Annotated in this window: 4 protein-coding genes; all 4 read left to right on the forward strand. The window is 45.2% G+C overall.

The features are described 5' to 3' along the window. Nucleotides 1–81 precede the first annotated feature (81 nt). The 4 genes from AC1RJL_RS00935 (at nucleotide 82) to AC1RJL_RS00950 (ending at nucleotide 12,314) form a co-directional block, all read left to right on the forward strand. Nucleotides 82–3,507, forward strand: a complete 3,426-nt coding sequence (locus tag AC1RJL_RS00935; protein ID WP_492910864.1) for a LamG-like jellyroll fold domain-containing protein — start codon at nucleotides 82–84, stop codon at nucleotides 3,505–3,507. Between the two features lie 99 nt (nucleotides 3,508–3,606). Further along, complete coding sequence (locus tag AC1RJL_RS00940; RefSeq protein ID WP_492910865.1) at nucleotides 3,607–6,408, forward strand: TonB-dependent receptor; 2,802 nt, start codon at nucleotides 3,607–3,609, stop codon at nucleotides 6,406–6,408. Between the two features lie 615 nt (nucleotides 6,409–7,023). Continuing rightward, complete coding sequence (locus AC1RJL_RS00945; protein WP_492910866.1) at nucleotides 7,024–9,810, forward strand: TonB-dependent receptor; 2,787 nt, start codon at nucleotides 7,024–7,026, stop codon at nucleotides 9,808–9,810. Between the two features lie 107 nt (nucleotides 9,811–9,917). After that, on the forward strand, nucleotides 9,918–12,314 hold the full coding sequence (locus tag AC1RJL_RS00950; RefSeq protein ID WP_492910867.1) for a beta-L-arabinofuranosidase domain-containing protein: 2,397 nt from the start codon (nucleotides 9,918–9,920) through the stop codon (nucleotides 12,312–12,314). The last annotated feature ends 2 nt before the right edge of the window (nucleotides 12,315–12,316 follow it).

Consider the following 12,316-nt stretch of genomic DNA (forward strand, 5'->3'; position numbering starts at 1 on the left):
TGATGGAGATCACAGCAGGACTAGTGCGGTCGCCTTGGCCCGACATATTGAATAAGAAATAACAATACGAGGTACAACCCTATGAAGCTAACAAGTCTTACGCTTGTCATCGGTGGCCTGCTGATTTTGAGCAGTTGCGGTGGCGGTGGTGATAACAAAACCTATCCTTCTACGCCTGCCACGCCCGAACCTGCTTACAGCAAGCCTGCGGTCGCGAGCATAATTCCGCTGACGCCTGACGGCTCGGTGAATTGGCTTGATATCGGCGTGCACGATCCTTCGGTCGTAAAGGCGGGTAACGATTACTATATTTTCGGTTCGCATCTGGCTGCGGCCAAGTCCAGCGACTTAATCAACTGGCAATACATTTCTGTTTTATCCGCAAACGATAAAGTAGATGAGAGTCGGCTCTTTAATACTTACTCAAGCGAAATCTCTGAAGGCATTGCCTGGACTGATGGTTTCAAAGGCAACTGGGCTGCTGATGTCATCAAAGCGCCTAACGGCAAATATTGGTTCTACTATAACCATTGCGCCCAAACCGAAGCGGATAATGGCGGCTGCTGGAATCGCTCTTATTTAGGTTTGGCTGAAGCTGATTCGGTTGAGGGGCCATACAAAAATAAAGGAGTTTTCCTGCGCAGTGGTTACAGAACTGCAAGCGAATTTATCCAATATCCATTAGATAACGGCCAAACATCGTGGAATGGTGCAGTTGATCCTAATGCGATCGACCCTGCGGCTTTCTACGATAAAGACAACAAATTATGGATGGTGTACGGCTCCTATTCAGGCGGTATTTTTATATTGGCGCTGGACGAATCCACCGGCAAACCGGAAGTGGGTCAAGGCTATGGTACGCGTTTGCTCGGCGGTGATTTCCGCGCAATTGAAGGTGCGTTTGTCACTTACAGTCCTGTAGCTGATTACTACTATCTGTTTTATTCCGTCGCCGGCTTTGCGGCTAACGATGGCTACAACATTCGCATTGCTCGCTCCAAAACACCAAAAGGTCCTTACCTTGATCCAGCCGGAAATGATATTTCCAAAATCGGCGGTACATTGGAAATTGGTGGCAAACTTTTAGGTGGTTTTGAATTCACCAAAACTCTGGGTGATGTAGGTCCATCCTGGGGTTATCAATCGCCCGGTCATAACTCAGCTTATTACGATGAAGTAACCAAGCGTCATCTATTGGTAACGCATACGCGTTTCCCCGCGACAGCGACCGCTTATCCGACCAATCCTGAAGCACATGCTGTGCGCGTGCATGAAATGTTTGTGAGTAAAGATGGCTGGTTGGTGGTATCACCGCAGCGCTATGTTCCGCTCATTGGCAATAATCTGGTTGATGTTGCGCAAATTCCCGGTCACTACAAATTTGTGAATCAAGGTAAAGCAGTTAATAAAACTGCGATTAAATCGGGCTACATCACGCTTAACGAAAACCGCACTGTCACCGGCAGTGAAAAAGGTTCATGGCTCACCCAGGGTGACGACTCAATTAAATTGGTATTGGATTCCGGTACCTATTTTGGTGTGGTCAAGTGGCAGTGGGACGATGGCATCAAAGAATTGGTGCCGGTGTTTTCTGCTATGGCAAGTGATGGTGCATCGGTGTTTGGTAGCCGCACTGATTCTATCGCTGGAACTGCAACTGCATTGAATGCGGTTTCTTCCGCACTGAATATCAAAACGGAATTAACCCTTGCTGATGAAGGCTATTCCCTGCCTACCGTCGGTAAAAGTGGAACTGTGATTAATTGGATAAGTAGCAACGAATATTTTATCGATTCAAAAGGTAAAGTATTTATTCCTACACCTGATTTGGGTGACCAAACAGTTACCTTAACTGCAAACCTTTCGCTCGGTGGCCAAACCACTACTAAATTGTTCAATGTGACACTCAAGGCACGTCCAGCATTTAGGAACGCAGTTGCTCATTACTCATTTGATAATAACCTTGTTGATGGATTGAATAATTTTGTAAACGCTGAATCTACCGACCGTGATCTCAATAATAAAGGGGCCGGCAGCTTAAGTTACATCGCCGGTAAGAAAGGCCAATCTGTGGTGTTGGATGGTAATAGCGGTATTCGTTTACCCGACAATATTATTTCATCTGGTCAATTCACTGTTTCATTTTGGTCTAATAGCGCGGAGCTACGTGAACATACTCCTGCCTTTTTTGCTGCTAAAGATGTTGATAATTGGTTGAGTTATATTCCTGGTAAGGCATGGTTTACTAACCAGTCACTTATTTGGAGTTTTTTTGGTGGAATTAGCGCGACTGATAATGGTGATTGGAATCAAATCGTTGCCGGTGCAACAGCGCCATTAAATCAGTGGCAGCATGTTGCAATTACCTATGATGTTCCTGTAATGAAACTTTTTATTGACGGTAACTTCGTAGGGCAAATGAATCGTGCGAATATTTTCTCTGCAACAGGTGGCTTCTACGCCTTCGGTGTGAACTTTGGTTGGGATAATCCATTCAAGGGACAACTTGATGAATTTATTGTTTATGACTACGCATTAAGTTCATTGGATATTAATGGGGCGGCAATTAATAACCTGACCGATGAATCCCAATTTGCCGGTTTTGTGAAAGATGCATTGGATCTTGGTGATCTCTCTGCTGTACGCGAAGATTTTGATTTGCTTCGTGTGGGCCCATTTGTATCCGGTATTAGTTGGACATCCAGCGATGAAAATTTCTTGAAACCTGCTAACGGTGTTGCAGTGGTTAAACAACCTACCGCCGATGAAGGTGATAAGACAATTACCTTAACAGCACACATCAACTATCAAGGTTTTAAAGACACAAAAACATTCCAGGTAACCATTAAATCACTGGCTCCAGCTGAGTACAGTTTTGATGGCAATTTAACTGCGCTTAACGGTACTGCCGCTGACGGTAAAGTGACTGGCAACTTTATCCATAATACTGGCGGTGCTATTAGCTATGTTGAGGGCGTTAAGGGCCAGGCGGTAAATCTGAATGGCGCAACGGGTATCCGTTTGCCGGACAACTTGATTACTACCAATAGCTACGCAATTTCTTTGTGGTTAAAACCAACAGCATTTACCAATTATACAACCGCATTTTTTGGTGGGGCGAATGCCAATATTTGGCTGAGCCTGGTTCCGTCAATGAACGGCACAGAAAAAACGCGCGTATGGGCAAATTCACCGAATGGTTTCTACGATAACGCTGAATTGAACAATCGTATTCCTGCCGGTCAATGGACGCATGTGGTTGTGATGGTCGATGGCGACAACAATAACACCATCAAAATATATGTGAACGGCGTACAGCAACTCGAAGCGAGTGGCTTCCCTCGTGTGATGACCGTTGCGGGTGAAACCAATGAGTTTGCCCTGGGCGTGAACTATTGGGATACCCCATTCAACGGCGCAATTGATGAGTTGAAAGTTTATACCGGAACCATTAGCGCCGAGAAGATTAACACTCTCTACCAAGAAGGATTGCCTGCAAATCAATAAGCGGCTCGAGGGGGATTTCCCCCTCGATATTTAATCCTTTGTGTTTGAGTTAGTGCATACACAATTAACTCAAATTTTAAAAAAATTATGAGGTTTACTATGTATAAGAAGACAGCCTTGGCCACCGCGATACTTACCGCGATGTTGGCCCAAATCAGTAGCGCACAGGAAGAACAGGTTGAAGAAGTAATCGTACAAGGTATTCGCGCCAGTTTAACCAAAGCGTTGGATATCAAGCGTGAAAACATCCAGATTGTTGACTCTATCGTCGCTGAAGATATCGGTAAATTTCCTGACAACAACGTTGTTGAGGCATTACAGCGCGTAACCGGCGTGCAGACAACCGGTCGTGGTGCAGGCCAAGTAACAGGTGTGTCGATTCGCGGTTTAACGGATGTGCACACTACTGTCAACGGCCGCGATGTATTCACCGGCTCCGGTCGTTCAGTGGCATTGCAGGATATTCCTGCAAGCTTGTTATCGAATGTGATGGTTTATAAAACCCGGTCTGCTGATCAGGTTGAGCGTGGTATTGCGGGTTCAATCGATATTAAAACCCATCGTCCATTTAATTTTGATGGTGAAAAAATTGTAATTGCCGGTCGCGGTATCTATTCAGACCAGCCCGATGAAATTGATCCAAACGTAAGTGCGTTGTTTAGCAATCGTTGGGAATTATCGAGTGGCGGTGAGTTTGGTGCGCTGGTGAATGTGTCTTACGCAGAAACACATTACCGCGATGACACCATGACTGCCGGTGCGGTATTTCCTTACTTCAGTGCGAATCCTCATCCGGATTACGCGCCTTACCAAATGATTCCAAACTCATACAACAATGTGCCGGTTTGGCAGGCGGGTCTTGAGACCGGTCTTCCTAATGCCGCGGGTTCAACATTAAATGTCGGTGGTGCGGATTACGATTATTTATTGATGCGCGATGCAGTATTTGGTACATCCTATACCGGTTTGCGTGAGCGTCCTGCGGCTAGTGTTTCTTTACAATGGGCACCGAATGAAGAGTTGGAGGTAACCGCAGAAGGTTTTTATACCGGTTACCGCAATGAATCGCAAAATGCAATGTGGTTTAGCAATACGCTTGAGCACCAAAACGGCAATATCACTATTCCTACTGTTTATGAAGGCACCAATGTTGTTAAAGAGCATCAAGGGCGCGACAACGGCGGCTTCCAAAGTGGTGATTACTCGACGGGAAAAACCGACAGTTATTTATATGCTCTGGGCGCCAAATGGACGCCGGCTGATAACGTTACCGTTAATTCGGAAATTGTTTATCAAGACAGTAAATACACCACCGACTTTTTTGCAATGCGTTTTGAGCGTGTAGCTTATGGTTTGGATGTTGATTACAACAATCGCGATGGCATTCCGTCATTGGTGTTCTGGGACAACCCGGCCACTGCCAATTTGGATGAATCTGATATAGCAGCAGTGGGCAATTGGAAAGCGTCCGGTATGTGGGATAACGGCGGCGGCAACCAGGGTGATTCCACCAGCTTTACCACCGATGTTGAATGGAAGTTGGATGGCGATTTTATCCAATCCGTTAAAGTGGGAGGGCGTTATGAAGAGCGTAATGCGCAAGACTTTACGCGCGGTCAGGAATCATGGGCTACCGGTGGCAAGACAGTTAGTGAATTAATGGACGCGCTTGTTGCTGCAGGTGCATCGGGCGACGGCTCTGGTCTCATCTTTACTGTCTCTGATTATTTCGATGGCCGGGCAACTATTTTCGATAGCTTCATTACTGCCGACGGTAGCTATCTCCTGGATAATGCCGATGCTGTACGCCGTGTTTATGGGTTGGAAAAAGAAAGCACGACGAAAGTATTTGATGTAACGGAAACATCGTCTGCACTGTATGCAACGACCAAATTTAATGTCACCGATAATGTAAGCGGTGAATTCGGTGTACGTTATGTGAATTATGAACAGGACATGGAGTTCTGGGCGGAAACTGGCACTAACACTAATATCTATAACAATGATACTGGCAGCGGCAAAGCTGACAAGGTATTACCCAGTCTGGTGTTGAACTGGAATATTACCGGCGATCTGGTCGGGCGTTTTGCTTACACCCAAACATTGCGTATGCCGAACTTCGGGGATTTAAATCCGCTGCAATACTTTCAAGATCCATTAACGTCAGTGCCTTACGGTACCGGTAGTGGTGGCAATCCGGATCTCAAACCAACTGAATCAACCAACTACGATTTATCGCTTGAATGGTATTTTGCACCGGGCAGCTCTTTGTATGGTGCGGTGTTCAAACGTGAAATTGATGGCCTGGTTATTGGTGGTAAGAAAACCATTAACCGGACTGGCAATGATGGGATCACTCGCGATTACGTTTTGACTACTGGCGTAAACGCCGCTGATGGTGAATTGTCCGGATTGGAAGTTGGTTTGGTTTACTTCCCTGATAACCTGCCCGAGACATTGGATGGCCTTGGTGTACAAGCAAGTTTCACCTTGTTGGATTCTTCGCAAAAAACACCTGAATACAGTACCGCTGGCGAAATCACCAAATATGTAGATTCCAAAATGACAGGTGTATCCGACTCGTCTTACAGTATCGTGCTCGCTTACGATAAAGATGTATTTGATGCGCGTTTGTCTTATGTCTGGCGCGAGAAATTTTACACCGGTAATGAAGCAGCAATTTTTGCTAATCCTATTCAATTCTGGAGTCGCCCGGAGCAGAGTTTGGATTTCCAATTTAGCTACGATGTCACTGACAATCTGGTTGTAACGTTTGATGCGACCAATTTATTGGATGACGTTTACCAAAGTTATTACGGCGAAGGAAATCAAAACCTGTACAACTTTGGCAACGCAATCTATTCAAAAACATTTGCGGTGGGGGCGCGTTACTCGTTCTAACGTAGATTGGAAATGCGGTTAGCACCGCAATGCTGATGAAGAGTCCTGGCTGAAAAGCCGGGACTTTTCATTTATATGCGGAGCAAAAATTATTTACCAGAAACTACTGGCGCAGCGATTATATTGTTGTATAATAATATAAATAGATGGGTTGTTTAGTGTGTGTAATCCATGTTCGTTTTTGTTTGTATATTGCTTGGAGTTTTATCCCTTTGTCGTTGGATTGGTGTAGCGATTTATTTGTTAACACCACTTTTTCAGCCGTTACAGTCTCTGTGGCGGCTTTTTTTTGCCTTTAATGTTTGGAATGTCACTGCCAGTAACAAATTTTGGTGTCACTTGAATCAATTAAGGATATTTCGTTAAAAATTATCCCCCTCTGTTGACTCACTTAAAGCATAAGAATAATATTTATTTGTCTTACAATATGTATATTTGTTGGCCTCTTTGCGTTGTCCTGCTGTGGTGCCTTGCCGCATCCCAGCCCCAATAACCATAAATCGCTAGCTGTTTTACTGAGACAAGGCCCTACAAGAACTACCGACTTTTAATAATAACGATTGCTCCTGCATCCAGTGATGTAGCAGGTGTAATCGAGCACGGGAGAGATCATCAATGTTCCAGAAAAAAACACTCAGTTTATCTATCACTATGATTGCTGCATTGGGCTCTTCCTTTGCCGCAATTGCGCAAGAAGAACAGGTTGAAGAAATTGTTGTTTCCGGTATTCGTGGCAGTTTGGCTAAAGCCTTGGATGTAAAACGCGAGAAGAACCAAATTGTTGATGCAATCGTCGCGGAAGATATCGGCAAATTTCCCGACAATAACGTTGTAGAGTCGTTACAGCGCGTTCCCGGTATTCAGGTTACTAACCGTGGTTCAGGCGAAGTTGCCGGCATCTCTATTCGCGGTTTGACCGATGTGACCACTACCGTAAATGGCCGCAATATTTTTACTGCTTCCGGTTTGTCAGTTGCGTTGCAAGATATTCCAGCGAGTTTGTTAAAGCAGGTGGATGTTTATAAAACCCGTTCTGCCAGCCAGATTGAAAGTGGTATTGCTGGCGTAATTGATATTAAAACCCAGCGTCCTTTTGATTTCGATGGCAGCAAGTATGTACTTGCCGCACGTGCAATCAACCAGGAACAGGCGGACGAAATTGATCCAAATATTAGCGGTCTTGCGAGTAATCGCTGGAATACCAGTGCCGGTGAATTTGGTGCTTTGGTAAACCTGTCTTTTGCGGAAACCCATTATCGTGACCAAAGCATCACTGCAGGTGCGATGGTTCCATTTGCAACTGATAATCCTGTTGCTCCTTTTACTGCCTATGAGCGTATCTTTTTGGATAAGGGTGGTGTGAGCCAAAATCCAATCTGGACACCGGGCTTGTTAAATGGCTTGTCTAGCGCACCGGGTTCTACCTTGGCAGTTAATGGCCAGCAAATGGAATATATTCTTGGCCGTGATGCGATTTTCTCCAGTGACTTTACTGGTAAGCGTGAGCGTTCTGCCGCCAACGTGTCGTTGCAATTTGCACCGAACGATACATCAGAATATACCTTCGAAGCTTTCTACAACGGTTATCGCAATGATTCCTTTAACTCGTTGTTGTTCTCGTTTGCAGACTGGTGGGGCTCCTATGCAAATAGCCCGACGGCTGCTGCTGATGCGAATGTAGTTTTATTTGAAGGGACTAATATTGTTAAGTCCAGAAATGTAAGAGACAACTGGTCATTCACCAGTGGCGATTTGACAACAGGCAAGACCGACAGTTTTGTATATGCGTTAGGTGGTAACTGGGATATTTCTGATAATTTCAATGTGAAATCAGAAGTGGTTTATCAGGAAAGTACATTTGAAACTGATTTTATTGCTGCCCGCTATGAAGGCGCACGCTACGGTCTGAATGTGGATTTCAATGCGGGTGGCGGTATCCCGGCGTTTGGCTTTATCGACAATCCGGCCACGACACTGAACGAAGCTGATGTATCTGATGTTGCAAATTGGAAAACTGCACAGCTATACGACAACGCCAACAAGAATGAAGGTGATGCGGTTACATTTACTACCGATGCAACCTACGATGCTAATGTGGGGATTTTCAACAAATTCAATTTCGGTGTGCGTGTTGACCAGCGCAGTGCATCAGAAGCTTTTAGTCGTCAAGAGGGCTTTAATGCAAATGTGCCTATCACTGCTGAAATGACTTATATCAATAAAGGTTTCTTTGATGGCAATGCCGACGTTCCCACGAGTTGGGCCGTGGCAAATGGTTATTACCTGCGCTCCAATGCAGCTGCAATGCGCGCTGCGTACAATTTGCAAAAATTGGCGCTTGATGAAAGTTTCAATATCGATGAGCTGACCACCTCAGCGTATATTACCGCGCAATATGAGACTGAAATTGCAGGTAGAACCCTCGATGGTGAGATCGGTGTGCGTTACACCGGTTCTGACACTGACATGGAATTTACTGATACTGCGTCACCGGGCAGAGAAGTGTATGAGGACTCAGCCGATACTTCTAAAGTATTGCCAAGCTTGTCGGTACGCTATGCATTAACTGATGATTTATATGCGCGTTTTGCTTACACCGAAACCTTGCGTCGTCCGAACTTTGCATCACTTAATTCACGTATTGTTTATAACGAGGACGTTACCGGTATTGGTTACGGTACTGCCGGCGGTGGTAATCCGGATTTGAAGCCGACGGAATCAAAAAATTATGATTTCTCTCTGGAGTGGTATTTCGCTGAAGGAAGCTCATTATTCGGTACTTTGTTTAAACGTGATATTGATGGGTTTGTGATCGACTTCCGCCGTCAGGTCCAGCACGAGACACCGACCGGTGAAATGGGAACCTATGTTCTTAGTCAACCGTTTAATGCTTCTAATGGTGAATTGACAGGTCTCGAACTGGGTGCTGTGTGGTTCCCGGAAAACTTGCCGGGAATACTTGATGGTTTTGGTGTGCAGGCGAGCTATACCGCGTTGCATTCATCTCAAACAACTCCAATGACCAACGATAAGGGTGAAATCACTGGTACAAAAGAAACTGATTTATTCGGTGTGTCTGATGAGTCTTACAGTGTAGTGCTGGCGTATGAAAAGGATAAAATCGGTATGCGTTTATCTTACGCATGGCGTAGTGAGTTCTTGAATAACTACGAAGCTGCATTGTTTGCAAACCCATTGGAAGTCTGGAGAAAACCGGAGAAGAGTATGGATTTACAAATCAGCTATAAAGTAACTGATGAGTTGGAATTAACTCTGGACGGTACTAACCTGACAGAAGAAATTTACCAAAGTTACTACGGTGAAAATGGTACAACTACCAATAACTTTGGATCATCACTTTACAGCCGTACTTTTGCAATCGGTGCACGTTATTCTTTCTAGGTTAACCTGGGTTTTTCCGAAGGTTAATGTATGCAAGAAAGGCAGCTTGAAAGAGCTGCCTTTTTTATTATGAAAATTCTTAGGGTTTCTGTTTAAAGGTGTAAATAATGAATCGATTAACCAAACGCCTGTTATTTGTTATTGGAGTGGGACTTGGGTTTAACGCAACTGCACTTGAACTGGTTCCATTGAATAATGTGACTTTGCTGCCCAGCCCTTTTTTGCAAGCGCAAAACACCAACAAAGATTACTTGATGGCCTTGGATGTCGAGAAATTATTGGCGCCGTTTCGCCGTGAAGCCGGATTGCCATTTAAAGAAACTTACGGCAACTGGGAATCCACTGGTTTGGATGGGCACATGGGTGGGCATTATGTTTCTGCGCTCGCACTGATGTATGCCTCTACCGGTAATAGAGAAGTATTGGCGCGTTTGGATTATGTTATTGCCGAGCTTAAAAAATGTCAGGAAAAATTAGGCAATGGTTATATCGGTGGCATTCCTGGCAGCAAAAAAATGTGGGACGAAATAGCCAGGGGAGACATCCGCGCGGATAATTTCTCTACCAATGAACGTTGGGTTCCCTGGTACAACTTGCATAAAATCTACGCGGGTCTGCGCGATGCCTATATTTACGCGCACAATGATGATGCGAAAAAAATGCTGGTTAAATTATCTGACTGGACAATCGAGTTGACCAGAAATTTATCGTCCGAACAGATGCAAGTTATGTTGCGCACGGAGCACGGCGGTATGAACGAGGTGTTTGTCGATGTGGCACAAATAACCGGTGATAAAAAATACCTCATTCTTGCCGAAGCATTTTCCCATCAAGCGATTCTCCAGCCACTGGAGAAAAAACAAGACCGGCTCACCGGCTTGCATGCGAATACCCAGATTCCCAAAGTGATCGGCTTTAAACGCTATGCCGATGCAACAAATAATCATGATTGGAATAAAGCGGCAGAATTCTTCTGGCAAACGGTGATTGATAAACGCACGGTTGCTATTGGTGGTAACAGTGTGAAAGAACACTTCCATGATGCCGCTGACTTTGCACCGATGATTAATGAAGTGGAAGGCCCGGAAACCTGTAATACCTACAATATGCTGAAGCTGACCGAGTTGTTGTATTTGTCATCGGGCAGCAAGCATTCACCGCAAATGACTGCACCTCAAACAAAATACGTGGATTACTACGAGCGCGCGCTCTATAACCATATATTGTCATCGCAAAATCCGGGTAATGGCGGCTTTGTGTATTTCACGCCGATGCGCCCAAACCACTACCGTGTTTATTCGCAAGTGCATGACGGGATGTGGTGTTGTGTTGGCTCAGGTTTGGAAAGCCATTCCAAATACGCGGAATTTATTTATGCCCGCGATAAAAAAGCAAGGCAGTCACCGGAAGTATTTATGAATTTATTTATTCCCTCGCGGATGGAGTGGAAAGAGCAGGGCATTAGCCTGACTCAATCCACGCTGTTTCCCGATGCTGAAACAACGGTAATTGTGATTGAAAAAGCAGCGCGCTTTCGCTTGCAACTGCGTTATCCGGCGTGGGTAACCGCAGGGAAACTGGAGCTGCGTGTGAATGGTAAAAAAGTTGATGTGCAGCAACAACCGGGCGACTTTATCGCACTTGAGCGCCGCTGGAAAAAAGGCGATAAAGTGGAACTGACCTTGCCCATGCACAGCGAGTTGGAAAAAATGCCTGATGGTTCCAACTACTACGCAATTTTGCATGGTCCGATCGTGCTTGCGGCTAAAACCCAACCCTTTGCCGATGAGAAAATAAATTATTTTGGCGATGATTCGCGTATGGGACATATCGCCAGTGGCCAGATGTGTCCGCTGGAAGCTGCCCCCTTTTTATTGGGCAATAGTAAGGAATTTATTCAGCAATTAAAGCCGGTCGCGGGAAAGCCACTCACATTTAATGCTTCAGGCTTAATTAATGGACAGCAGTTGCAAAACATCGAACTGATTCCATTCTTCCGTTTGCATGAATCACGCTATGCTATTTATTGGCCATACACGACAGCTGCCGATGTTGAAAAGGCCCGTGCAAAAGCGGCTGTTGATGAAAAAGAGCGCATTGCATTACTGTCTAAAACAATTGATCAGGTTGCACCGGGCGAACAACAGCCGGAATCAGATCATTTCTATAAAGGGGAACAAAGTGAAGCGGGCTTATACAACGGTCGGCATTGGCGCCATACCCGCGCCTGGTTCAGCTACGAGTTAAATGATAGGAAGAGCGAAGCAAAAGTGTTGCAGATTACCTATGCAGGAATTGATGCCGGGCGTCGCTTTGAAATTCGCCTTAACGATGTTGTTATTGCCGGGGTTGAGTCTACCGGAAGCGCCAAAGAGTTTTTCACTGTGGATTATCCAATACCGGCAGAGTTAGTGAAAAAAGCAAAAGGTAAATACACATTGAAGTTTGTCGCCGCACCTGGTTCAGTTGCGGGAGGGATTTACGGAGTCAGGCTGTTGCGTTAAGC

Source organism: Cellvibrio sp. GW822-FHT04B05 (genome assembly GCF_058800985.1).

Excerpts from the sequence above, each read along its gene's own strand:
- AC1RJL_RS00935 (WP_492910864.1), top strand. The coding sequence starts at position 82 with ATGAAGCTAACAAGTCTTACGCTTGTCATCGGTGGCCTGCTGATTTTG.
- AC1RJL_RS00940 (WP_492910865.1), top strand. The coding sequence starts at position 3,607 with ATGTATAAGAAGACAGCCTTGGCCACCGCGATACTTACCGCGATGTTG.
- AC1RJL_RS00945 (WP_492910866.1), top strand. The coding sequence starts at position 7,024 with ATGTTCCAGAAAAAAACACTCAGTTTATCTATCACTATGATTGCTGCA.
- AC1RJL_RS00950 (WP_492910867.1), top strand. The coding sequence starts at position 9,918 with ATGAATCGATTAACCAAACGCCTGTTATTTGTTATTGGAGTGGGACTT.